Genomic DNA, 24,216 nt, shown 5'->3' with positions numbered 1-24,216 from the left:
AGTTTGTGAAACGAAATGCAGAAGAGCACTCCAGGAAATCAAAGACTGGAGTGCTCTCCTGTATGTTTATTGGAATGTTGTCCTTAGACGCTCCCCCATCCAAAGGCAAGTGTCCCATAAATCGGACACCGGCTGGCGGGTGAATGGAAGCGTATGCATATACCCGGGCGGCCCGAATTCCGGCGTGAAGGTTGTTGTTTGGAATCCCTGCTCCTCTCGCTGAGCGAGAATGCTGCTCCACCACTGTTCATGTCGCTGTAATTCCAGCGCATATTCCGGGGCGGCAGGATGGGGAACTTGCGGTCCTTGCGCGTAGCCGACCCGTGCGTGGATGTGAATTGTACGTTCGAAAGCGATCTGAAGCGCATCCTCTTGATCCGAGAGCAGCGTTTCACAGACACAGCACCAATGGCTGAAATCTGCCGTAATGCGCAAATCCGGCAGCTCTTGGAGCAGCTTGGCTGTGTTCCAAGGCGTGTACAAGGCGCGGTGGCGATGCGTTTCGTGTCCAACGCGTACGCCGGCAGCCTGCTCTGCGCGAAGTGCCGAACGGAAGAAGCGGACTTGATCCTCAAAGGACCAACAATCCCGGGCACTATGGGAAATAGCGAGCAGCGGGCTGAACGCTGCTGCTCTCTCTATTCCTGCAGCAAACACCTCTTCATGAGCGCTGACAGTCGCGCCGCTTGAGCCGATAAGTGCGATAAAATCCAGTTGATGCTCCTGCAGAAGCTCCTTAAATTCGTTCGTATGTTCAGGAGCAGGCAATGTCGACTCCACGCCGTCGTAACCGGCAGCCGCGATCTGCTCGATACTTTCCCGGTAGGACAAATGCTCCATGCCCCATAGCGATTTAAACAATTGAATGCTCATCGGTGATGTGCTCCTTTATGCGTATGAATAGCTTCTATATCGTTTCATGGTAGCATCAGGCTGAGTATCGCACCATTTCTAATCGTCCTGCATGTTTATATATTTGTAGATAAAAAAGAACCAAGCAAATTGGCGGCGCCTTAGAGGGCCTGCTTTTTGCTTGGTTCGTTTACTCCGTAGTTGTGCTATTGAAATTGCGGAATTGCTGAGGCGAGACCCCCATCGCTGTCCGAAACGCATGGCTGAAATGGCTGGTTGAAGAATAGCACAGGGAATGGGCGATTTCTTCCACGCTGATCGATTGGTGTTGCAGCATTTTTTTGGCCTCGCGAATTCGGATTCGCTGCAGGTACACAGAAGGTGAGATTCCATAGACGAGTTTGAAGCATTCATGCAAATAGGTCCGGTGAACATTCAATTGTGTGGATAGAGTCGAGATGTTCATCGGCGAATGGAGATGATATTCCATCCAATAGGCTGCCTCCCGCGCAAGCTTCATCTGCGAAGGCTTGATGCCGGAAGAGGGAAGCTGATGATTTTGTGTGGAAATAAGCTCGGATGCCAGGTTGCCGATAAAATCCAAAATGCTGGAATGAATCTGCAGCTGCTTAACAGAGGCAGCCATTTCATCTGTAATCGATTGTTTCTTATTATCGCGAGCCATCATCTGCTGCAAGTGCTCACCGAAACGAGTTATGAAATGCGTCACCCATTCCGAAACGTTTCCATGCGATTCGCTGCGAAATACGGGATCGGAGGTGAGCTGGAAGATCATATTGATGGCATTGATTTCGACTTCAAAATGAAAATCGAAATAGCTGCAATCGACTCGCGTTTCGGTACGATGGAGCATTTCTGATTGGATGATAATCGCATCTCCTGGGTACAGATGGTACATCCGCCCGTTGACCCATTGCTCGATCTCGCCGGAAATGCAGAACAGAAACTCGAAGAAAGGATGCCGGTGATCCGGATATGACCATCCGGCTTCTTGTTTGGCGTACTCGATGCTGGGAATACGTATGGCATTGTACAAATCAGGCAATTGAAACATATGATCCATCGTGATCCACCTCTGTTATAGATCGTTTTTCTACAAATATATCAGTATTTGAGGGATATGATTAATTATAGACTACATTTATGTAACAAATCCATACCGTTCTGAATGGTTGACTTCGATATCGGGTGTTATGATTCGGTTATCAAGAAGAAACCACTCAAACGGGAGGAATTACCAATGAAAATCATGATGGGAAATGCGGAACTGGAGATGGGCAGCAAGTATTTGACGGAGCTTCGCAGTGCGAATGAGCTGCTGCACGATATAGATGCTTTGAGAAATCGTCTAGAAGAGGACGGCTATTTGCTTATTCGCGGTTTCCATGATCGCGAGGATGTCATGAGGGCGCGCAGAGGAATTCTGCACAAGCTTCATGACATGGATAAGCTGGATTCCGGCTTCCCGATTGAAGAAGGTGTCATTGCTCCAGGCGCAAAAGGCGCGATGTTCGGCGGCGCCGTGAATGAGGACGATGCGAACATGCTGCCGTTCTATCATCTTGTTAACAGCGAGAAAGTGATGAGCTTCTTCGATCGTCTGCTCGGCGGGGAAGCGATGACCTACGATTACAAATGGCCGCGTGCAGTAGGAAACGGCGACTTTACCGGAGCCCATTACGACATTGTCTATATGGGACGCGGTACCAAACAAGTGTATACGATGTGGACGCCACTGGGCGATGTTCCATATGAGCAGGGACCACTATCGATCTGCCTAGGATCGCAAAACTTCGAGAAAATTAAAGCGACTTACGGGCAAATGGATGTCGATCGTGACAATATCGAGCTCGGCTGGATTTCCAAAGATCCGATTGAATGCGTGGACAAGTTCGGCGGACAATGGGCAACGACGCCATTTGAGGCTGGCGACATCATTATTTTCGGTATGTTCCTGCTGCACGGCTCGGTCAATAATACGACCAACAGATTCCGCATCAGCTCCGATACGCGCTATCAGCTTCGCTCTGAGCCCGTTGATGAGCGCTGGGTAGGCGTTAAGCCGAAAGGCCATTACGCGTGGGGCAAAGAGAAGTCGAAGACGATGGAAGAAGCAAGGAAAGAATGGTCGATTTAATCTACCGTCTGATCGTTACTTTAATTTACCCAGAAAGAGGTAGAGTTCCGAATATCTGCTGACGATAATCATGTCTCTCTCCTGCCGGGCTTGTTCAGTCGTGCGATTCGTTTTGCTTCACAAGCGCCGGAATGAAAACAGTCCTGATCATCAAGGGTTCTTGATGGTCAGGACTGTATTGTTGTTGAGGCGGCTCACTTGCCTGCAAGCTTGTTCTCTTTCGTTTCAAATATCTCCACTGCACGGTCAGCACCGTAAAGCTCGTTCAAATGCTGCACATGAGTCATTCCCCAATTGCCAATCGCTTGCAGCAATGGCGTCATCTGAGTACCGTATTCGGTAATGGAATATTCCACTTTCGGGGGAATCTGACGATAGACCTCACGGTGAACGATATCGTGATACTCCAATTCCCGCAGCTGCGAGGTGAGCATTTTTTTGGAAATATCGGGCATGGCGCGCTGCAGCTCGCTAAATCTCATCGTACCGTTGCCGAATAGATGAAAGAGGATTACGGGTTTCCATTTGCCGACAAGAATTTCTAACGCGGTTTCGATCTTGCACCCACCATCATTCATCATCGTAATTCCTCCAGTGTTTATCTATGGTTACTTTTTGGATACTAGGTTATTTGATTGTGCCTACTTCCCAATAATGTAGCTAGGTTATATTATAAGCCCATAGCTGTAATCATTCAATGGAATAGTAGGAGGTCATCATTTGCTCTCACCTGTCTTTTTGGCGCATGGCTCGCCATTTACGATTTTCGAGAAATCGGAATTCACCGCCTTCTTGAATCGCTTCGGTAAATCAGTCCGTCCCAAAGCGATCGTTATCTTCTCCGCGCATTTCGAGAGCCAAATCACAACAATCGCGGCTACGGATGACATTCATGAGATGGAATATGATTATTACGGCTTTCCACCGGAATATTACCAGGTTCAATATCCGGCGAGAGGATCGAATATCGTCGCATCTATTGTGGAAGAGCGGTTGCGCAAGCATAACATCCCGGTTCAGCGTAAGTATCGGGGCCTCGATCATGGGGTATTTCCGATTATGCGGCACGCTTACCCGGAGGCTGATATCCCGATTGTCCCGGTTTCCGTAAATGCTTTCTTGCCAGCTAGGCAGCAGATTGCAATCGGAGAAGCGCTGCAGGGCCTTGAGAAGGATGGCATCCTCGTGATTGGCAGCGGCTTCTTGACGCACAACTTCAATGAGTTTGATCGGAATATGGATGCCCCGCCTCGTGCATGGGCCGTTGAATTCACGGATTGGATTACGGAGAAGTTGCTAGCGAGAGACATCGAGGCACTAAGCAACTATGAAACGTTAGCCCCGCATGCGAAGAAGGCCGTGCCTCGGGCCGAACATTTCGTACCTTTGCTCATAGCGCTCGGAAGCGGAACGCCTGGACATGAAATTCGTGTCTTATACAATGAGACAATCAAATATGGTTCTATGAGCAATCTCAGCTATCAGTTCTAAATAATGCCCACTTGTCGATAGGATAGGTGGGCATTATTTCGCGGTTTGTAAGGAAACCCAACGTTTTTTATTACGTCGGGTTTCTTTTCGTTTTCGGTTAAACTGAGGGCAATCCTCTTCATGTTCTGCTTAGCCGCGGTGATGAGCGCCTGTTGGTACCGAATAAATAAACGTTAACGGTTGTCAGCGTGGCTATTTGTTGCAAAATGGTTGATTTCTATCGGAAAATGTCCGAATAAGCGCTATGGCAACCGTAAGAAAATTAAAACGAGCTTATAAGGCCAAATAACCACTGTCACAACCGTTACAGTTGGAGGATGGCTCGTATGCCGTTTCCGAAAACGTGGGTTTCTCGACACTCCGGAAGACTGCCCATTCGTCTATAGGACAGGCGGGCAGTCCTAATTAGTAGATTGCCAACTTAAACATTATAATGTTTGTTGACGCTAAATCGGTTTCCCTGTAGATTAAACATTATAACGTTATAATCTAGATTCAAATGGCTAGTCGTTTTAGCAAAATAAAGGGTGGGTTTACGATGACTGATCGGTTGGTTTTGCGCGGGGCAACACTCATGGACGGTCGGCAGGTTGATATTGTCGTCACAGCTGGCATTATAGCAGAAATAACGGCAGCGGGGACGAGCAGCGTCTCCGCTGCCGGTCGAGTAGTCGATTGTTCCGGCTTGCATGTATCGAGCGGCTGGATCGACCTTCACGTTCATGCGTTCCCGGAGCTCGATCCCTACGGGGATGACATTGACGAGATTGGTGTGAAGCAAGGCGTTGCGGTGATTGTTGACGCTGGCAGCTGCGGTGCGGATCGGATCGACGACTTGGCGGCAAGTCGGGTGAGAGCGATGACGACAGTATTCGCGCTGCTGAACGTATCGAAGATCGGTTTGCAGCGGATCGACGAACTATCCGATCTGGCTTGGCTCGATAGAGAAGCCGCATTGCAAGCCGTTCGATCGTATCCGGACTTCATTATAGGATGGAAGGCTAGAATGAGCGGCAGCGTCGTTCGCGATAACGGCATCCGGCCTCTATATATCGCTAGGGAGCTGGCCGAAGCGACCGGTTTGCCGCTCATGGTTCATATCGGGTCTGCTCCCCCGAGAATTGAAGAGATTCTTCCGCTGCTAGCAAGAGATGATGTCGTCACGCACTATTTGAACGGGAAGAGCAACAATTTGTTCAGCGAGGTTGGCAGTCCGATCTCCGAGCTGGACGAGGCTATCGCCAGAGGTGTGCGAATGGATGTCGGACATGGAACGGCAAGCTTCTCCTTCAAGACGGCGGAGGCGGCCAAGCGGTGCGGCATCCGCTTCGATACAATCAGTTCGGATATCTATCGCGGGAATCGGAAGCACGGCCCTGTCTACAGCTTGGCGCATGTCATGTCGAAGTTTCTATGCCTGGGTTATTCGCTAAACGAAGTAATTGGCGCCGTAACGACTAATGCGGCTGAATGGCTGAGAAAACCGGAGCTGGGCCGCATTCAAGCAGGTGACCGGGCGAATCTGACCTTATTCTCTGTGAAAGAGGAACGTACGTTGTTTGTCGATTCGGAGGGAGATACGCGCATGGGCGAACAACAAATTATAGCTAGAGGAGTATGTGCGAATGGGCGATTCATTGAATGCTAAATATGGTTTGAAACGCGTTATTAACGCCAGCGGGCGAATGAGCATTCTCGGTGTGTCGGCGCCTTCCGATACCGTCATGGAAGCGATGAAGCTTGGTGGACAACGTTACGTGGAAATCGCCGATTTGGTAGACAAGGCGGGCGACCATATCGCGAACGTGCTCGGCTCCGAAGCTGCAGTCGTCGTCAACTCAGCATCCAGCGGCATTGCATTGTCTGTTGCGGGTATCGTTACGCAAGGCAATCGGCGCTTGAGTGAACGGCTTCATCAAGAGCCGATTGCCAAGAACGAGATTATCATTCTTAAGGGACATAATGTCCAGTACGGCGCACCGGTGGAGACGATGGTGTTTCTGGGCGGAGGTAAGCTCGTTGAAGTCGGTTATGCGAATGAAGGCAAGGCCGAGCATATCGAAGACGCGATCAGTGATCGCACAGCGGCAATTCTATACGTGAAGTCCCACCACGCGGTGCAAAAGAACATGATTAGCGTAGAGGAAGCTTGGGAAGTGGCGCAGCGCAAAGGTGTTCCGCTAATCGTGGATGCGGCTGCGGAAGAGGATGTCCGTAAATACGTGAAGTTCTCGGACCTCGCGATATACAGCGGATCCAAGGCGATCGAAGGGCCGACTTCCGGTATTGTCGGAGGCAAAAGAGCCTATGTCGAGATGGTTAAAGTGCAGCTGCACGGCATTGGCCGCAGCATGAAGGTCGGTAAGGAAACGACGTTCGGGCTGCTTCAAGCACTTGAGGAGTATATGGTCAAGCCAGATAACAGTGAGCAGGAGAAAGCAGCTCTGCAAACTCTTATGCCACTGAATGAGCAGCTTGGCATCAAAGTATCAATTGTTCAAGACGAGGCGGGGCGGGCGATATTCCGTGCACGCATTCAGATTGATCCGGCGTTATCCGGCACGACGGCCAAGGCAGTCGCTGAAGGATTGCAAGGCGGCGACGTCGCCATTTACACGCGTGATTATGGCGTGAAGCAAGGTTATTTCGATATCGATCCGCGTCCGCTGCTTGGTGACGATATCGATGTGATCGCGGCTAGAATACGTACGCTTACGGGAGGCAATTAACATGTCCAAGATGACGAAACGGTTGTATAAAGGCCGCGCGGCCCTAAATGTGCTGGCTAATTCCGTTCAGAATGCAAAAGATGTTTTCGATGCGGCAGAAGGCTTTGTACTTGTCGGTGTCCTCTCGAAAGACTATTCGACCGTCGAAGCAGCCGTTACCGCGATGAAGCAATACGGGGAAGCGATCGATGACGCGGTCTCCATCGGACTTGGTGCCGGGGACAATCGGCAGGCAGCCGTCGTCGCACAGATTGCCAAGCATTATCCCGGAACGCATATCAATCAGGTTTTCCCGGCAGTTGGCGCTACACGGGCGAATCTGGGAGAGCAAGACAGCTGGATTAACAGCCTCGTTTCGCCTACGGGCCAAGCTGGCTATGTGAATATTTCGACAGGACCCTTCAGCGCGGCGCAACCGGAGCAGGCAATCGTGACCGTGAAGACTGCTATCGCGCTTGTGCGCGATATGGGTGGCAATGCACTCAAATATTTCCCGATGAACGGTTTGAGCCGAGAGGATGAGCTGCGTGCCGTTGCGAAGGCTTGCGCAGAGGAAGGATTCGCGCTCGAACCAACCGGCGGCATCGATATGGACAACTTCGAGGCGATAGTGCACATCGCGCTTGAAGCGGGCGTTCCACAAATCATTCCTCATGTTTATTCATCGATCATCGACAAAGCGAGCGGAAGAACGAATGTCCAGGATGTACGCGCGCTGCTGGAAATCATGAAGAAGCTGGTTGATCGCCATGGCTAACCGTGCACGCGTCGCCGCTTTCGGCGAAGTCATGATGCGTCTGCAGGTACCGGGCTACGAATTATTGTCGCAGGCGGATCATCTTCGTTATTCGTTCTCCGGCACCGGTGTGAACGTTGCCTCTGCACTAGCGCGTTTCGGGCATGAAGGCTACCTTATATCGCGGCTGCCGGACAATGCGCTTGGAGAGGCGGCCGCGGCGAACCTGCGGAAGCTGGGCATCTCCATGGAATACGTTAGCCGCGCCGGTAATTACCTCGGCATGTACTTCCTAGAGAATGGGTTCGGCGCGAGACCTGGTCGTGTCACGTATTCCAATCGGCAGGAGAGCAGCTTTAACACGGCTCCTTCGGATGCTTACGATTATGAAGCGATCGCCTCGGGTATTGACCTTATTCATTTCTGCGGGATCACGCTGGCTATGAACGATGACGTCAGGCGGCATTTGCGTCAGCTAGCAACGGCAGTGAAGAGGAACGGTGGAACGGTCGTCCTCGATTGTAATTACAGGCCGACCCATTGGGGAGATGGAGGATACGCGAAAGCGAAGCCCTATTATGAGCAGATGTTCGAGCTTTCAGACATCGTGATGATGAATGAGCGAGATATGATCCATATTCTCGGCATGTCGACGGACAAGACGGATCGACTGGAGCAGTTGACGGAATTGTTGCCGATGGTCGCTAAGCGATACGCTGGCATATCCGTGATCGCGGGTACACATCGCACGATTAACGGTGGTAACACGCACTCGCTGCGCGGGTTTATGTATAAGAACGGAGCCATGACGATTGCTTCCGAGCCGCTCACTTTTGCCGTTTACGATAGAATCGGAGCGGGTGATGCATTCTGCAGCGGTATCATACATGGCGAGCTCTCCACCTTCGAACCGGAGCGAACGGTTCGCTTCGCGTCCGCCGCGGCTATGCTCGCTCACACGGTTGCGGGGGATACGCCGATCTCGTCGGAGCGAGAAATCGAGCGTGCGATGATCGACCTTGCGAATGGAGACGTGATTCGATAATGAAGCTGTCACGCAGCAAGAAGCCATTGTATGCGCAAATTGCGAGCATCGTGAAGGACAGAATCCTGCACGGCGTTTATCCGGTCGGAACGAGCATACCGCCGGAGCCGCAGCTCGAGCAAGAATTCCAGGTCAGCAAAGTTACGGTGCGTAATGCCATTAAGGAGCTGGCGCAGGATGGCTACGTGGAGACAGGCAGCGGCAAAGGAACGAAGGTCATTCGCAATACGTCCGCCTCCAAGCTGTCCAAGCTGAAGCGTTTTACAGAAGTGCTGGTTGATGAAGGGCATCAAATCGCCAAACAATTGCTTCGCGCGGAGAATGTCACGAATGAGGAAGAATCGATGGCGTACCGATTGTTCGGCGAGCGGTGTTTGCAGATTGAGAGAGTATATCATCTGAACGGTGAACCCTACATTCATTACACGCACTATTTGTCGAGTCGGGCGGCGAACATCGAACTGTCCGACCTGAACGCACAGTCGCTCTATGACTTGATTGAAGAACAGCATGTCTCCATCAGTAAGTACCGGGATGAATTTTCGGTAGCAGCCACAGCTCCTACTATGGTCTTGGCCTCGCTCGGAATCAAGGCGGGAACGCCGCTTCTCAAGCGGTCGCGCTATGCGTACGACGAGAGCGGAGAATTGATTGAATATAGCGAGGGCTTCTACAATACCGAACGACATCACTATGTCGTCAATTACGACGTATAAATGAAGGGCTGCTCCGGAAGGGATGAAATCCTTCTGGGCAGCCCTTCGCATGTTCCTTTCACAACTAACGCTTTCTCTTACTTGTATAGCTGTGTTTGCTGTTGATTAGCTTCTTCAAATCGCTTCGGAAGAATACATCGCGCAGCTCTTTCGGCTTCAGCGGAATTAAGGGGCTAAAATACGGCACGGTGATGCTCTTCAGCATCACGATATGGATCATCATTACCGTGGTAGCCGCAATAACGCCGGATACGCCTGCAAAATAAGCAGCAACTAAATAAATACAATTTAATGTAAGCATAGTTGTGGATAACCCGCGACTTGAAAAAAAGGTCATTATGACAAAGGAGAAAGCGACAATACACAAGCAGAAAGGGCTGTAAATTTTTATTTTTAGCATATTCTCGCTAATCAACACCGTAGAAATGAAAGCAAAGAATGTGACTAGGTTTGTGTTCACCCTATACATACCGTCGATCATAATTTTAATGACGAGTAGTAAAACAATCACCTCAACAATTGGCGATGTCAACATATCTGCAGGATAAAGCAGCTTATGTACTTTTTTGGACAGTACATCGCTGCGTTCCAATATGATATACATCGCGGCTGAATGAGTGGCTAGGAAGAACGAAATCACCTTAATGAATCTGTTCATGAACCTACCGTATTTACCGTAGTATTCATCCGGCGATTGAAAGTAACTGACGAATAATGTGGGACAAAGTATCGCATGGGGCGTATTATCAACAAATACAACGACTTTCCCCTCCAAAATAGAGCTTGCGGCAATATCCGGCGCATCGGTGGCCGATACCAGCGGGAATATCGTCCATTTGTTCTTCGCTAGGACTCCCTCGACAATGGCAGACTGCAGGATATACTTGACATCATCAAGCTCCTTCAGCCGTTTCTTTACTTCGTGCAGAATTCCGGCATCCACAATATTTCTCATATACACAATGGAGATCGCTGTTGGCGTGAGCGTTCCTTTTTGGACCGTTTCAACCGTTAAATCAGGTGTTTTGAGAAGGCCGCGCAGGATACTGATATTGGTCTGTGCTTTCTCCGTGAAACCAACCAGTAATCCGAATTGATTGCGCTCCGTTAACGAGTCGGCTACGGGGCGCTCTTTCCACATCATGACATCAACACTTACGAGCTTATCGGATTGGTGATATAGGACAACCGCTTTAGCTTGTACGATTGCCTGTACGGCTTGTTCGGGGTTATTTAATAGCTCGAGTTCGGCAGATTGGAGCGCTGAGGCGATATTTTCCGCAAGCGGTTTTATCACATGCTGCTCTAGCCTGTCGGAATTGACCAATCCATCCATATAGAAAACGGTTACCTGAACGCTGCCGCTATCGTCTTCAATTTTACGCGTCTTAAAGTCGGAGCTGTGTCCCAATGCATTCTGAATCGCCGTTAAGTTGCTTTGCACTCCAAATACCCCACTTTATGTAGAAACATCAGATTTCCATATTTTGAGCTTGGATATCCTGTTCTATGCAGTGATGCATGATTCTTGATTTGAATACTAAGGGGAGGAGAACTTGTCAAAGTACTCGATAAACCTTGTGGCTGTTATAGAAAGCGGCATGTTGCGCATGATCATAATCCCCACCTGAGAAGGCGGCAGCTGCACGTCCAGCTTAATTTCGAAGAGAGAGCCCTCTTCCAGCTCCTTCTTCACAAATTCTCTTGTGACATACGAGATACCAAGTCCCCGTTTTGCAAACTCGATCAGAAGATCCACGCTTCCGACCTCGATTTCAGGTTTCAGGGTATAGCCATAACTTTGAAATAATTCCGTGATCGCCATTCGTGCTCGACTATTGCGTGAGAATAGAATTAGGTGGTGCTGAAGCAGCATTTCCAGGGAGAGAACGGTCTCCTTCAGCTCCGCGTAACGAGCCCCCGCAACGAAGCAATCTTGCAGTTGGAGGCTCTCCCTCACTTCAAGCAGCGGATCGACGATCGGCATACGAACGACGCCGAGATCGATTTTGCCTTCTTTTAAGAACGAAATAACCTCAGGTGTCGTTCCATGATTCAGGTGAAGCCTGATGCCGGGATGCTTGCGATTAAAATCTTCTAAATACGGAAGCATGTAATGCTTGAACAGCGAGTCGCTTCCGCCGATCCGCAGCTCGCCGCTGTCGAGATTTTTCAGTGCGGCCATCTTCTCCTCGGCCAGCGTGATTAAGATGTGAGACTGTTCAATATAGGAATACAGCAGAACGCCTTCTTGCGTAAGCGCAACCCCTTTCGAATTACGGTAAAACAGCGTAATGCCAAAACTGTCTTCCAGCTGTTTGATGGCATGACTTACGCTCGGCTGGGTAATATAAAGCGCCTTGGCAGCTTGCGTTAGGCTGCCTGTCTTCGCGGCCCAATAGAAAACTTTATATAACTCATAATTGTTGGTCATAGACGTGGTCTATAGCTCCTCTGAAATATATGTATTACTTGTATAGATGCAATTCGTATTATAGTGGATGTATAGAAGAGATACCAGCGTTTAACTGGAAGGAGTATGGAAAAATGGACCCAACCACTTTTGTATTGTTTGGCGCAACCGGAGATTTAGCGAAACGAAAAATTTATCCGGCTTTATATAACTTATTTATCGATCAGAAGCTGCCGGAAGCTTTCACATTGTATGGACTTGGCAGGAGAGAGCTGTCGACCGAAACCTTTCGGGCGAATGTCGAGCAATCGCTTCGCAAGTATTCAAGGCGTGAAGTGAAAGAGGATCAAGCCGGGCTGGAAAAGTTTCTGCATGCATTCCGTTATAGTGTGCTGGATGTAGGCCGAATCGAGGATTACAGCAAGCTGCTTCACCTCATTGAGCAGCGGGAAGAGGAGCTTCACATCTCGAAACCGAATCGGATGTTTTATTTGTCGGTTGGGCCGGAGCATTTCGAAACCATTGCCGCGAATATCCAGGATAGTGGACTTGGGGCTGTCCATAAACGACTCGTGATCGAGAAACCTTTCGGCTATGATTTGGAATCTGCTCGGGACTTAAATCAGAAGCTGAGCAAAGCTTTCGCAGAGGAAGAAATCTTCCGTATCGATCATTATCTTGGCAAGCCGATGGTACAGAAGCTTGAGATTCTGCAGCAGTCGAATCCCGTTCTGCAGGCATTATGGACCAATCGCTACATCGCCAATGTGCAGATTACAGCTAATGAAACCGTAGGTGTGGAAGAAAGAGCAGGTTATTACGATCATGTCGGCGCTGTTCGAGACATGTTCCAGAACCATATGCTGCAGCTTCTCATGATGCTGGCCAGCCATCTTCCGAATAACAGCGATTCCGAGATGGTCCGCTTTAAGAAGAAGAAAGTGATGGAGGCGCTCGAGCCGCTGCAGAAACAGGAAATCAGCACCAATATTATCCGCGGTCAGTACAAAGCAGGAACGATTCAAGGTAAACCGGTGGTCGGCTACCATGATGAGCCGGGGATTGCGGATACATCCATGAACGATACGTTTATTGCGGCTCGATTGCAGATTGATGATTTCTTCTGGCGCGGCGTTCCTTTCTATATCCGAACAGGCAAACGCATGAAAGAGAAATCAACTCGGATCGTTATTGAGTTCAAGGAGCCGTTAAAACAGACTTCCAAGGATGCGCATGACAGCAGCAAAGCACCGAATCTTCTGGTGTTTGAAATAAGTCCAAACGAAGGCATTATGCTGCAGCTGAATACAAGGGATACGCGGCATAAAGGGGAGTTCAAGCCGATTCATATCGACTTCCACGCCAGCCAAGATGATACTCCGGAAGCTTATGAGAACTTGATTCATGATGCCCTGAACGGAGACCCTAAATTCTTCGCGCACTGGGACGAAGTAGAGCTGTCCTGGCAATGGGTTCAACCGATCTTGGACGCTTTCCAAACGAACAGCGTACCGCTTCATTCCTATGAAGCAGGCACATACGGACCTGCCGAGTCCGATGCGTTATTGGCAGCGGACGGCTATCACTGGTGGTTCGATGAGCAGACCGAACAAGAAATAAACACACAAGAAGGAGAACATTATGCCTATATCACAAACAATTGAACAACTAGCTATCGATACGATCCGTACGTTATCCATTGATGCCATCAACAGCGCCAATTCCGGTCATCCGGGGCTGCCGATGGGCGCCGCTCCGATGGCGTATGCGCTATGGTCCAATTCTTTAAATCACAATCCAAGCCATGCTAAATGGTTTAACCGCGATCGTTTCGTATTGTCAGCAGGTCATGGTTCAGCTTTGCTATATAGCCTTCTGCATTTGTCCGGCTATCAGGTGTCGCTTGATGATCTTAAACAGTTCCGCAAGCTGAACAGCAAGACGCCCGGACACCCTGAATTCGGGCATACCGATGGCGTAGATGCAACAACGGGGCCGCTCGGACAAGGGCTTGCAATGGCAGTCGGAATGGCGATGGCCGAAGCGCATCTTGCTTCGAAATACAATCAGAACGGGTTCCCGGTTGTCGATCATCATACGTATGCGCTGGTTGGCGACGGCTGTCTGATGGAAGGCATTTCATATGAGGCTATGTCGATGGCCGGACATATGAAACTGGGCAAGTTAGTCGTATTGTATGATTCCAACGATATCTCCTTGGATGGAGCATTAAACCTTTCTTTTGGAGAGAATATTCAGAAGAGGGCAGAGTCTGCGAACTGGCAGTATATCCGTGTAGAAGACGGCAACGATATTTCACGTATTGCTGCAGCCATTGAAGCGGCGAAGCAGAATGATGCACAGCCGACTTTGATCGAGGTTCGGACGATTATTGGTTACGGCAGTAAAGCAGCGGGTACTAACAAAGTACACGGCAATCCGCTTGGCAAAGAAGAAGCGAAGGCAACGAAGAAAGTATATGGCTGGGAGTATGAGGACGAGTTCACGGTTCCGCAAGAAGTTAAAGCTCATTTCGAGCAGCTGAAGCGTAAAGGTGAAGCCAAAGAAGAAGCGTGGAACCAATTGCTTGCAGCCTACAAGTCGCAATTCCCGGCACAAGGCAAAGAGCTCGAACAAGTGATTGACGGCTCCGTGCTGATCGATGCAGCAGATATTCTTACTTTCGATTCTTCCAAGACCGTATCCACTCGTATTGCGAGCGGAAACGCGATCAATCATTATGTGAAAACCGTGCCTGCGATCTTCGGAGGCAGCGCGGATCTATCGCACTCGACAATGACGGATATTAGCGAAGAGCAAACCTTCGCCGTAGAGTCGTACTCGGGACGCAATATCTACTTCGGCGTACGTGAGCATGCGATGGGCGCAGCCGGCAACGGCATGGCCTTGCATGGAGGCGTGAAACCATTCGTCAGCACCTTCTTCGTATTCAGCGATTATTTACGCCCGGCAATTCGTCTGGCTGCGCTGCAAAAGCTGCCTTTGACTTATGTATTTACCCATGATTCCATCGCAGTCGGCGAAGACGGCCCTACGCATGAGCCTGTTGAGCATCTGGCTGCACTGCGCACCATTCCCGGATTAACCGTCATCAGACCTTCGGATGCGAACGAAACGGCAAGTGCATGGGCGTATGCGCTTCAGCAAAAAGAAGGTCCGGTAGCGCTAATATTGAGCAGACAGAATCTTCCGATCTATGAAGCGACCAAAGGCAATATCGATGCGGTAGCTAAAGGGGCTTATGTCCTGACTGAAACGAACGCTGAGCCGGATGTCATCCTGATCGCAACCGGATCGGAAGTTTCGCTGGCCGTGAACGCCAAAGCTGAGCTAGAGCAGGATAACCTCTCGGTACGCGTAGTTGCCATGCCGAGCAGAGAGCTGTTCGATCGCCAGTCCGCGGCCTACAAGGAAAGTGTTCTTCCAGCTTCCGTAACGAAGCGGGTTTCCATTGAAGCCGGCATCTCGTTAGGCTGGGAGCGTTATACGGGACTAAGCGGCGCGAATGTATCGATTGATACCTTTGGTGCATCAGGTCCTGGAACAGAAGTGTTGGAGTACTTTGGATTCTCCACGGAAAACGTAGTACGTGTCACGAAAGAATTGCTGCAGTAAGCTGATACATTTATCTATACAATAATGGAGGTCGTAAACCATGAAATTTTTTATCGATTCTGCCAATGTTGAAGATATTAGAAAAGCGTACAAAGTCGGCGTCTTGTCCGGTGTAACTACGAATCCTTCCTTGGTTGCCAAGGAAGGCGTGAAGTTCGAGGATCGCATTGCTGAGATTTTGCGAGAAGTGCCTGAGGTTGAATCCGTTTCTGCCGAAGTCACTCCTGATGCGCTGACTGCCGAAGAAATGATCGCGCAAGCGAATGAACTGATTCAGATTAACGATTATGACAAGAACATCACCATCAAGCTTCCAATGACGCTTGCAGGTTTGGAGGCTTGCCGTTACCTGGCTAACAAAGGCGTGAAAACGAATGTAACGCTGATTTTCACGGTGAACCAGGCGCTCCTGGCTGCCCGCGCCGGCGCTACCTATGTATCCCCATTCCTGGGCCGCTTAGATGATATCTCGGAAGACGGCGTGCAATTGGTCGCAAAAGTTGCTGAATTGTTCCGTATTCACAACTTGGATGCACAGATTATCGCAGCGTCTGTCCGCCACCCGGATCACGTTACTCGTGTAGCGATGGCAGGTGCTCACATTGCGACGATTCCATTCTCGGTCATCGAGCAAATATCCAAGCATCCGCTCACGGATCAAGGCATGGATAAATTCGCTGCCGATTGGAAGAAGACAGCACAGCTGTAATCGTTCGTGAGACCACTCCTCGGAGTGGTCTTTTTTTTCGAACTCATGTTATAGTTAATGCGGAAATGACATGGGACATGGGGTGACATGACGTGAATCGAAGCATAACTTCTATAGCCAGGCTATGGCCCAAAACATTACGAAACCGACTATATGTCATACTCGGCCTCAATGCGCTTATTCCACTTCTGCTCGTCATCTTCATTTCCTATAAAAGCGTCTATCCGCTGCTGGACCAGCGAATCCGCACAGGCATACAGAACAACCTCAACCTTTACCAGCTGTCACTCGAGAACACGCTTGTCAGCCTGAATAATGTGTCGCAGATCCTTGCTTTCGATGGACGGATCGGCAAGAAGCTAAGTTTATTCCTCACGGAGAAGGATCTCTATACGAAGACGCAAATAAACAACGATATTTTGCAGGATCTCAATATTATTTCGAGCACGAACCCCACGCTGGGCTTGTTTTTCTATTATTTCAAAGACAATCAGAACATCCTGTATCCGAACTTCTCCGTCAATAAGCAGTTTGCGCTGGAGAAGCTTCCGCGATTAGTCGAGTTAAACGGCATTACCTATTATGGGCCGCATCGAACCAATCGGGAGTTTAGCGATGTGCAAGTGCTGTCCGTGGCTCGTAAAATTGTCCTTCCCGATCAGGAAGATGTCTATGTTTATTTGGAAACAGGGTATAATATTTGGAACAAAATTTATCAAACCGGCCGCGAACAGAGCATGAATGACTATCATCTTATCGTCGACCAACAAAATAGGATTACATACAGCGAAAATCCGGCGGATTTCCCGATTGGAACCGTTCTGAATTATGATCCTGCCGGCTCGAAAAAGCAATCGAATGGCTATTATGTGTTCGAAACCCAAAGCAATCAAGGCTGGAAAGCGATTGATTTGATTTCCAAAGCCACCTACCATAAAGAAATAAAAAGTTGGTTTGAGCAGCTCGTCGTTATAGTGATTTTATCTCTCCTGCTTGGTTCCTTGTTCGCTTGGCTGATCTGGCGAATGGTTTATGTACCGCTCAAGAAAGTAAATCAGGATATGAGGCTTATCGAGCACAGCGATTTCGACACCCCGCTGTCGGAGTTCGCCATTGTAGAGTTTGACAGCATGATGAGGCACTTCGATGTGATGCGCCATAGGGTTAAGGAATTGCTGGAGGAAAATGCGGCGAAAGAAAAGCGCCGAGCCGATTTCGAGGTGGAGAAGCTGCTTTATCAAATTAACCCGCATTTCATTCACAATACGCTCGATACGATTCAGTGGCTGGCTCGTTTGAAAGGGCAAGAGGATATTGATACGGTCGCTACTTCGCTGAATAAATTGCTGTATTACAACCTTGGCAAGAAAGGGCCTCATTCCACCATTGCAGAAGAATTGGAGGCGCTTCGCGATTACTTGGCGCTGCAGAAGATTCGATATGACTTTGACTTTAGCGTGAATATACAGGCCGCCGAAGAAATGCACAGCTGCCTTGTACCGCGATTTATATTGCAGCCGCTTGTAGAAAACTCCTTATACCACGGTCATTTTGACGACAAGAATGGTTTGATTGAAGTGACGGTGGAGCCGGATGGACCGGGTTACATGACCATTCAAATTCGTGACAACGGCCGCGGCATGACGCCGGAGACTATTGCCCGGCTGCTGGAGAAGCAATCCGATGAACAGAACCGAATCGGTTTGGGGATTGGCGTTTATTATGTGAAGCGGGTCTTCGACTCTCAGTACGATGGACAAGCCGATTTCAGCATAACAAGCACGATCGGAGAGGGGACCTGCATTTCTCTTCGAATTCCCAGAACGCATGCGATGAAGGATGGTGACACACTGTGATGCGCGTACTTGTTGTAGACGACGATCGCTTGGCGCGAACAGGATTAATGACCTTGTTACCATGGAGTCAGTTTGGATTAAAGGTTATCGGTGAGGCGAGCAATGGCGAGAAGGCGCTGGAGTTTCTGCAAGCCCATGAAGTCGATCTGCTTATCACCGATTTGGCGATGCCGGTTCTATCGGGTATTGATCTCATGCGCAGAGTTCGTGAGCTCTATCCGAATATGTTCATCGTCGTGTTGTCCTACCATCAAGATTTCGAGCTGGTGCAGGAAGCGCTTCGCCTTGGCGCTATCGATTATATTGCCAAGATCCAGCTGGAGAAGGTGAAGCTGGAGGAAGTATTGGAGCGCATTACGAATCGGATTGAGTTTGAGCTGAAGCAAAGAATCTATCCCTCGACTTCGGCCGCGAGTACGGAACAGCCAGCGGTTGAACCCCCTATGAAGCAAGAAGAACAAGACAAGCTGACAAACGTCTTTCTTCATATCGGGTGGTTGAAGGAGGATGCCGCGTATCGAAATCTCTTGGAAGCGCTGAAGCCAAGCTACGTACAACTCGAACCATTGCTGGAGGCTAGAGCTAAACTGCTGGAGAAGCTGAAACCGATTCAGACGAATTCGGCAAATGCGTCAGCTTCTATTTCTACTCTTGATGAGCTGCTGCTGGAGATGGCATCCTTACGCGAGTGGTTCCAAGGCGAGCAACGACTTGGACAGTATTCGATTGAGATGATTGAGGCCATACTGAAAGCAGCACATTATATTCGCGTGCATCTGGGCGAGGATCTTCACTTGGATGAGGTTGCGCGAGAGGTTGGCGTAAGCCGCAGTTATTTTAGCGAATGCTTCAAGGACATTACGACGACCTCCTTCCAATCGTACTTACGGGATGTACGAATGAGTTACGCCCTGAAGCTGCTTGAGGAGACGAAACTGCCGATCTATGCGGTATCCCAAAAATCCGGCTATCCGAATGAGAAGTACTTCAGCAAAGTTTTTCGGACTCTTTTTAACCTTCTTCCAAGTGAATATCGCGCAAAGGGTATAAAATCGTCCGATTTCGACAAAAAGGCATTGCAATCCTGAGGATAGAGCGCAAAGTTCGAATCGAACTGCTACCTGTAAAGGACCGTTTTTGCTCTCGCAAAAGGTCCTTTTTGTTTTACGATGGATTGTAAAAAGCCAAACGACAGTACAGGGGGATCAAGATGAAAGCACGATTTCATAAATCGGCTGTCGTGTTGACAGTATGTTTGGCATTGACGGCAGGATGTTCATCCAATAATGGCAACTCGAATGCATCTGGCAAAACCGCGAACGAAACCAATAATGCGGCTATGCCAGCGGATCCATTCGGTAAATATGCAGAGACGGTTACGATCAACATCGGCAAAGGTATCGATCCGGCTTCTGAGAAGACGCTGCCGGCCGGGGACACGGTAGAGAACAATCAATACACCCGTTATACCGAGGACAAATTGAATATCAAGTTTAATCATGTGTGGCAAGCACAAAGTGACGCGAATCTCCAGAAGCTGAAGCTGGCGATTGCGAGTAACGACATTCCGGATGCGATGATCGTGCAATACCCGGATTTGGTGCAGCTGGTAGAAGCGGGACTGATTGAGGACATGACGGATATCTATCAGCATTACGCTTCTCCGCAAATCAAGGACATGTATAATTCTGCGGATGAAATCGGGTTAAAGCAGGCTACCTTTGACGGCAAGCTCATGGCGATTCCAAATTCGCAAACGTTGGCGGACTCGATCTATATGATGTGGATTCGTCAGGATTGGCTGGACAAGCTGGGCTTGCAGCCTCCGAAAACAGTGGATGATATTGCCGCTGTCGCCAAAGCCTTCATCGATAAGGACGCAAGCGGCAAAGGTACAGCGGGGCTTACCGGAAGCAAGGCGCTATTCGAAATGGATAATGCAATCGGCGAGTTCGATCCCATCTTCGCGGCATATCATTCTTACCCGCTAAACTGGGTGAAGGACAGCGCAGGGAACGTTGTGTTTGGCGGTACTACGCCGGAGACGAAGGCAGCGCTTGGCAAGCTTCGCGAAATGTATGCAGCCGGCTTGATCGATCAAGAATTTGCGCTTCGCAGTGATAATTTGGAGCTGGTGAAGGGCGGCACTTCCGGAATCTTCTTCGCACCTTGGTGGATGGGTTACGATCCGATCCAGGAATCGATGAGGAATGATAGGGCGGCGGTATGGAAGCCCTATATGGTGCCTCTGGATTCCGCGGGTCAATTCAATACGCATGTGCAATCGCCGACAAGCGCGTTCTTCGTCGTGAGGAAAGGCTTTAGCCACCCGGAGGCGTTGATGAAATATATTAACGTTCAGGTCGCGGCAGAAACCTATGCGGATCCGGATGCGCTGAAACTCGATCCGGGCGTTGGCTTCCAGAACTGGCCGATACGCAGTGCAACGACTTATGCGGATAATGTCGAACGGAATTCGAAGGCTCTGAGCGATGTGTTGAATGGAACAGCCGATGTTTCCACCTTGAACAGCAACCAGAAGCCGCTGTATGAGGATTGGCTCAGAACGAGAGACAACCCTGCGGCAGACTTCGGGAAATGGGGACCTGCTTTCTCTTACGTCGTAGCCGGCCAGCAATTGTTGAAGCCGATGAACAAAGTATTCAGCTTGTACTATGGACAAACGAAGACGATGGAAACCAAGTGGGACAGCCTGCTGAAGCTGCAGAATAAGACGTTCACGAGAATTATTATGGGCAGCGCGGATTTGGACTCCTTTGACGAATTCGTTAAAAGCTTCAACGCCCAAGGCGGCGATGAAATCTCCAAGGAAGTTGCAGAAGCCATAAAAGAATAGCAATCGGGTGAGTAGTTAGCGCTGGGGTTACCTGGCGCTATTGTTCTATCAATCGAGGATGGAGGAAGCTTTCATGGACAACTTGTTTGTGCTGCCGAATATGTACAGCGCGATTCGAATACCCGGTATGGAATACTCACGGAATCGGGCCGGGTGGTCCTATCCGAACCATCGCCATCCGTTCTTTGAATTTCTATGCTGTGTGAAAGGAGAAATTCGGCAATGGGTGAATGGGCAGCAATATCATCTGTATCCCGGGGATGCGATTCTCATCGGTTCGGACATGTATCATCGAACAGAGGCTGTGACGGATTGCACGTTTTTTGATTTCCACTTTGATGTTGAGCTGCCTGACGTTCATTATATCTTTCAATCGTCCACCTATCAGCTTGTTCGTCATGCAGAGAATGAAGCTTTAATAAGCCGGATCCGGCTGTTTCTGGAGGAGTTTGGCGTGGATCTTCATCGCATGGGGCAAGAGAACGTGCGGGAGAAGGATGCGGCACAGCGGCCGGAGGTATTCAGGCTTCAGATGGAGAAATCGATTCGGATGCTGAGCATTCATGCCAGCTTGCTCGAAATTGTTGGCATGCTCGCGAATCGGCTTCTGCAGGAAAGCGATGGTGAATTCTCGGATACCGAGGTCAGTCCGTCACAAATCAGGCTTGCCCGCGAGGCAGCTTGCTATATCGAGGAGAATCTTCTTGAGGATATTCCTGTGCATCATGTGGCCAAACAGCTGAATGTGCACCGTACCCATCTGCATACCTGCTTCAAGAACGTGTACGGCATCTCTCCAAGCGTCTATATTATAAACGCTCGCATTCGGGAAGCGAAGAATCTGCTGATGACGATGAATTGGAGCATGGAAGAGATTGGACAGCACTTGAGGTTCTCTTCTTCAGCCCATTTCAGCCGAGCTTTCCGAGCCATTGTCGGTATGCCTCCGGTGCGGTTCCGGCAGCATGCCAGAGCGAAATAGAAAAAGATCAAAAACCGGGAAAGGAAGTGACCCCGGGCTTTTGATCTTTAACCTTTATCCAAGCTCAGGGGATTCCTGCAGGGTTACCGTAGGTTTGTGCATCCCGTGAAGCTCGAAGATGACAATTTCATTATCCCCTGCCCGCAGAAGAGGTGCAGGAACATATAGTGTAATTTGCGGTCCAATGTCCCAGTAGCGTCCCAAATTAAAGCCATTGATGAACACGACGCCTTTCGTCCAGCCCTTCATGTTCAAGAAGGTATCGGCAAGCTCATCCACATGAAAGCTGCCTTTATAGAAAGTCGGTCCATTCTGCGGGGCTTTCTGCTCTAGTGGAGAATAAGTCAGCGCCGACAGATCATCGAGCGGCAGCGGATGAATCGTCCAGTCATACAGAAATTGCCGTTCGAGGCGGACGCCTTCGGTAATGCCTTTCGGATCGTTCATTTTCCAGCCATAATTAATCCGACCCATATTCTCTACGAGGAGGCTTAACGACGCGCCTTCCTGCGGGATCTCTAGGGTAATATCGCCTTCAGCGATCTCAATCGTTAAGTCATGTTTATTACGTTCAATAACGCCTTTGTATTCATGGTCCAGGAAGACGAGCGCACGATCACGTACTTCTTGAACGACCACTTTGCTGAGCGGCCTTGGTCCGCTGACCCGAGTCGTGTAGAGGACAAAACCATAGTCTTGACCGAGCTTCTCCATCGTTTCCGGATACACGCTCTTCACCGGATTCGATACGACTTCAAGTACATCGAACAAGCGCGCTTGTTCCGTAAGCTGCACGGCACCATACCGTTTCGTAGGGATCGGCTCCGGAAGAAGCTCCGCCGGAATGTCGACGTACTTCGAGATGACATCCCGAATGGCCAGGTACTTATCGGTTATGGCACCGGATTCGCTAAGCATCGCGTTGTAGTCATAGCTGGTCACCGTAGGCTCGTAGGAGGTGAAGAAGTTCGCTCCGTTGTAGAAGCCGAAATTCGTGCCGCCTTGGAACATATAGAAATTAACGGAAGCGCCTGATTTCAGAATACGGTCCAGCACATCGGCGACATCGTCATAGCCGCGGACATGATGCTCTTCGCCCCAGTGATCAAACCAGCCGTTCCAATATTCCATGCAAACCAGCGGGTTGTCCGGCTCGTATTCGCTTAATTTATCGAAGGCTTCTTCCGGCCTTGAGCCAAAGTTTGCCGTCGCGAGTGTACCCGGCAGCGTACCGCCTTGAAGCATATGATCCTCAGGACCATCGGAGGTAAAGAGCAGAACATCAATGCCGCGGCGAATCATGCCTTCACGCAAATAGGCTAAGTAGGTTGTATCGTTGCCATAGCTGCCGTATTCATTCTCAACCTGCATAGCGAGAATCGGACCGCCATTGGTATGCAGCAGTGGAACTAACAGAGGCATTAGCACATCGTAGTAGGCATCGACCCGGTCCAAGTAAGGCTGATAGCGGCAGCGAAGCTTCATGCCGTCTTCTGCCAGCAGCCACGAAGGCAGGCCGCCGAATTCCCACTCTGCGCAAATATAAGGGCTGGGGCGAACGATCACGTAGAGGCCGATTTCGGCTGCGATCTCAATGAATCGAACGACATCCGCGATACCGATGAAGCAGAACTGCCCTTGTTTGGGCTCGTGTATATTCCAAGCGATATAAGTTTCAACGGTGTTGAAGCCGCATGCTCTCAGCTTCAGCAATCGGTCCCTCCAATACTCGGGAACGACACGGAAATAGTGAATCGCGCCGGAGATCATTTGAAATTTCTTGTTATCAACTACAAATTGGCGTCCATCAATAGCAAATCGGCTCATTGTGCAATACCCCCTGTTAGTTAGCTAATCCATGAATCAAGTTCTATCATAGCAACGAATGAAAGGGCTCGCTATTTCAGATCGTCTTGCCTTTTTGCATAAATGTATGGGGAAATATGCCCTCGACGGGGGCGTAATTGCGACTACATTTGTATAAAAAACGCATACCATTCGAAATGGTTCGAGCCATAAACCGCATGTTACGATGT

General features: G+C 49.6%; 20 protein-coding genes. 14 read left to right on the top strand and 6 right to left on the bottom strand.

What is annotated here, in order from left to right:
- Window positions 1-66 precede the first annotated feature (66 nt).
- Both AC506A_RS21260 and AC506A_RS21255 read right to left on the bottom strand, forming a co-directional pair.
- Window positions 67-873 carry a sugar phosphate isomerase/epimerase family protein gene (locus AC506A_RS21260; protein ID WP_495463012.1) on the bottom strand — a complete coding sequence of 269 codons (807 nt, stop codon included), beginning with the start codon at window positions 871-873 and terminating at the stop codon, window positions 67-69.
- Between the two features lie 169 nt (window positions 874-1,042).
- Complete coding sequence (locus tag AC506A_RS21255) at window positions 1,043-1,936, bottom strand: helix-turn-helix domain-containing protein (RefSeq protein ID WP_495463011.1); 894 nt, start codon at window positions 1,934-1,936, stop codon at window positions 1,043-1,045.
- 177 nt (window positions 1,937-2,113) lie between these two features.
- On the opposite strand from AC506A_RS21255, the gene AC506A_RS21250 reads away from it, so the two are divergent.
- Window positions 2,114-3,010: a phytanoyl-CoA dioxygenase family protein gene (locus AC506A_RS21250; protein WP_495463010.1), complete on the top strand. Its 897-nt coding sequence runs from the start codon at window positions 2,114-2,116 to the stop codon at window positions 3,008-3,010.
- 194 nt (window positions 3,011-3,204) lie between these two features.
- Here AC506A_RS21250 and AC506A_RS21245 read toward each other — a convergent pair whose 3' ends face one another.
- Entirely contained in the window at window positions 3,205-3,588 is a 384-nt protein-coding gene (locus AC506A_RS21245; protein ID WP_495463122.1) for a winged helix-turn-helix transcriptional regulator, read from the bottom strand.
- Between the two features lie 142 nt (window positions 3,589-3,730).
- Between AC506A_RS21245 and AC506A_RS21240 the strand changes: the two genes are divergently transcribed.
- The 6 genes from AC506A_RS21240 to AC506A_RS21215 all read left to right on the top strand — a co-directional run bounded on the left by AC506A_RS21240 (window position 3,731) and on the right by AC506A_RS21215 (window position 9,727).
- Entirely contained in the window at window positions 3,731-4,501 is a 771-nt protein-coding gene (locus AC506A_RS21240; protein WP_495463009.1) for a DODA-type extradiol aromatic ring-opening family dioxygenase, read from the top strand.
- A 538-nt stretch (window positions 4,502-5,039) separates the two neighbouring features.
- Window positions 5,040-6,149, top strand: coding sequence for an amidohydrolase/deacetylase family metallohydrolase (locus tag AC506A_RS21235; RefSeq protein WP_495463008.1), 1,110 nt, complete (start codon window positions 5,040-5,042; stop codon window positions 6,147-6,149).
- A complete protein-coding gene (locus AC506A_RS21230) occupies window positions 6,127-7,230 on the top strand; it encodes a DgaE family pyridoxal phosphate-dependent ammonia lyase (protein ID WP_495463007.1) in 1,104 nt (367 codons plus the stop codon). The genes AC506A_RS21235 and AC506A_RS21230 overlap by 23 nt, the downstream gene beginning before the upstream one ends.
- Before the next feature lies 1 nt (window position 7,231).
- Window positions 7,232-7,987: a 2-dehydro-3-deoxy-phosphogluconate aldolase gene (gene dagF, locus AC506A_RS21225; protein WP_495463006.1), complete on the top strand. Its 756-nt coding sequence runs from the start codon at window positions 7,232-7,234 to the stop codon at window positions 7,985-7,987.
- On the top strand, window positions 7,980-9,011 hold the full coding sequence (locus AC506A_RS21220) for a sugar kinase (RefSeq protein ID WP_495463005.1): 1,032 nt from the start codon (window positions 7,980-7,982) through the stop codon (window positions 9,009-9,011). The genes dagF and AC506A_RS21220 overlap by 8 nt, the downstream gene beginning before the upstream one ends.
- A complete protein-coding gene (locus tag AC506A_RS21215; protein WP_495463004.1) occupies window positions 9,011-9,727 on the top strand; it encodes a GntR family transcriptional regulator in 717 nt (238 codons plus the stop codon). Before AC506A_RS21220 ends, AC506A_RS21215 begins: the two co-directional genes overlap by 1 nt.
- Window positions 9,728-9,791: 64 nt before the next feature.
- On the opposite strand, the gene AC506A_RS21210 is transcribed toward AC506A_RS21215, so the two are convergent.
- Window positions 9,792-11,171 carry a spore germination protein gene (locus AC506A_RS21210; RefSeq protein WP_495463003.1) on the bottom strand — a complete coding sequence of 460 codons (1,380 nt, stop codon included), beginning with the start codon at window positions 11,169-11,171 and terminating at the stop codon, window positions 9,792-9,794.
- 96 nt (window positions 11,172-11,267) lie between these two features.
- Window positions 11,268-12,161: a LysR family transcriptional regulator gene (locus tag AC506A_RS21205; RefSeq protein WP_495463002.1), complete on the bottom strand. Its 894-nt coding sequence runs from the start codon at window positions 12,159-12,161 to the stop codon at window positions 11,268-11,270.
- A gap of 113 nt (window positions 12,162-12,274) precedes the next feature.
- On the opposite strand from AC506A_RS21205, the gene zwf reads away from it, so the two are divergent.
- The 7 genes from zwf to AC506A_RS21170 all read left to right on the top strand — a co-directional run bounded on the left by zwf (window position 12,275) and on the right by AC506A_RS21170 (window position 22,180).
- Window positions 12,275-13,804 (top strand): glucose-6-phosphate dehydrogenase, encoded by a 1,530-nt coding sequence (gene zwf, locus AC506A_RS21200; protein WP_495463001.1) that lies wholly within the window; start codon window positions 12,275-12,277, stop codon window positions 13,802-13,804.
- A complete protein-coding gene (gene tkt, locus AC506A_RS21195; protein ID WP_495463121.1) occupies window positions 13,788-15,776 on the top strand; it encodes a transketolase in 1,989 nt (662 codons plus the stop codon). Before zwf ends, tkt begins: the two co-directional genes overlap by 17 nt.
- A 40-nt stretch (window positions 15,777-15,816) precedes the next feature.
- Window positions 15,817-16,485, top strand: a complete 669-nt coding sequence (gene fsa / locus AC506A_RS21190) for a fructose-6-phosphate aldolase (RefSeq protein ID WP_495463000.1) — start codon at window positions 15,817-15,819, stop codon at window positions 16,483-16,485.
- A gap of 92 nt (window positions 16,486-16,577) precedes the next feature.
- Window positions 16,578-18,341, top strand: coding sequence for a histidine kinase (locus tag AC506A_RS21185; RefSeq protein ID WP_495462999.1), 1,764 nt, complete (start codon window positions 16,578-16,580; stop codon window positions 18,339-18,341).
- A complete protein-coding gene (locus AC506A_RS21180; RefSeq protein ID WP_495463120.1) occupies window positions 18,341-19,429 on the top strand; it encodes a response regulator in 1,089 nt (362 codons plus the stop codon). Before AC506A_RS21185 ends, AC506A_RS21180 begins: the two co-directional genes overlap by 1 nt.
- 122 nt (window positions 19,430-19,551) lie before the next feature.
- On the top strand, window positions 19,552-21,198 hold the full coding sequence (locus AC506A_RS21175; RefSeq protein ID WP_495462998.1) for a type 2 periplasmic-binding domain-containing protein: 1,647 nt from the start codon (window positions 19,552-19,554) through the stop codon (window positions 21,196-21,198).
- A gap of 73 nt (window positions 21,199-21,271) precedes the next feature.
- Window positions 21,272-22,180, top strand: coding sequence for an AraC family transcriptional regulator (locus AC506A_RS21170; protein WP_495462997.1), 909 nt, complete (start codon window positions 21,272-21,274; stop codon window positions 22,178-22,180).
- Between the two features lie 54 nt (window positions 22,181-22,234).
- Here AC506A_RS21170 and AC506A_RS21165 read toward each other — a convergent pair whose 3' ends face one another.
- Window positions 22,235-24,007 (bottom strand): glycoside hydrolase family 35 protein, encoded by a 1,773-nt coding sequence (locus AC506A_RS21165; protein ID WP_495462996.1) that lies wholly within the window; start codon window positions 24,005-24,007, stop codon window positions 22,235-22,237.
- Window positions 24,008-24,216 lie beyond the last annotated feature (209 nt).

The organism is Paenibacillus sp. N22P23 (genome assembly GCF_059383735.1).
The sequence above is the reverse complement of the archived record's forward strand: the minus strand, read 5'-3'. Positions and strand labels throughout refer to the sequence as shown.

Coding starts and splice junctions, on each gene's coding strand:
- AC506A_RS21260 (WP_495463012.1), bottom strand. CDS start 873: ATGAGCATTCAATTGTTTAAATCGCTATGGGGCATGGAGCATTTGTCC.
- AC506A_RS21255 (WP_495463011.1), bottom strand. CDS start 1,936: ATGGATCATATGTTTCAATTGCCTGATTTGTACAATGCCATACGTATT.
- AC506A_RS21250 (WP_495463010.1), top strand. CDS start 2,114: ATGAAAATCATGATGGGAAATGCGGAACTGGAGATGGGCAGCAAGTAT.
- AC506A_RS21245 (WP_495463122.1), bottom strand. CDS start 3,588: ATGAATGATGGTGGGTGCAAGATCGAAACCGCGTTAGAAATTCTTGTC.
- AC506A_RS21235 (WP_495463008.1), top strand. CDS start 5,040: ATGACTGATCGGTTGGTTTTGCGCGGGGCAACACTCATGGACGGTCGG.
- AC506A_RS21230 (WP_495463007.1), top strand. CDS start 6,127: ATGGGCGATTCATTGAATGCTAAATATGGTTTGAAACGCGTTATTAAC.
- dagF (WP_495463006.1), top strand. CDS start 7,232: ATGTCCAAGATGACGAAACGGTTGTATAAAGGCCGCGCGGCCCTAAAT.
- AC506A_RS21220 (WP_495463005.1), top strand. CDS start 7,980: ATGGCTAACCGTGCACGCGTCGCCGCTTTCGGCGAAGTCATGATGCGT.
- AC506A_RS21215 (WP_495463004.1), top strand. CDS start 9,011: ATGAAGCTGTCACGCAGCAAGAAGCCATTGTATGCGCAAATTGCGAGC.
- AC506A_RS21205 (WP_495463002.1), bottom strand. CDS start 12,161: ATGACCAACAATTATGAGTTATATAAAGTTTTCTATTGGGCCGCGAAG.
- zwf (WP_495463001.1), top strand. CDS start 12,275: ATGGACCCAACCACTTTTGTATTGTTTGGCGCAACCGGAGATTTAGCG.
- fsa (WP_495463000.1), top strand. CDS start 15,817: ATGAAATTTTTTATCGATTCTGCCAATGTTGAAGATATTAGAAAAGCG.
- AC506A_RS21180 (WP_495463120.1), top strand. CDS start 18,341: ATGCGCGTACTTGTTGTAGACGACGATCGCTTGGCGCGAACAGGATTA.
- AC506A_RS21175 (WP_495462998.1), top strand. CDS start 19,552: ATGAAAGCACGATTTCATAAATCGGCTGTCGTGTTGACAGTATGTTTG.
- AC506A_RS21170 (WP_495462997.1), top strand. CDS start 21,272: ATGGACAACTTGTTTGTGCTGCCGAATATGTACAGCGCGATTCGAATA.
- AC506A_RS21165 (WP_495462996.1), bottom strand. CDS start 24,007: ATGAGCCGATTTGCTATTGATGGACGCCAATTTGTAGTTGATAACAAG.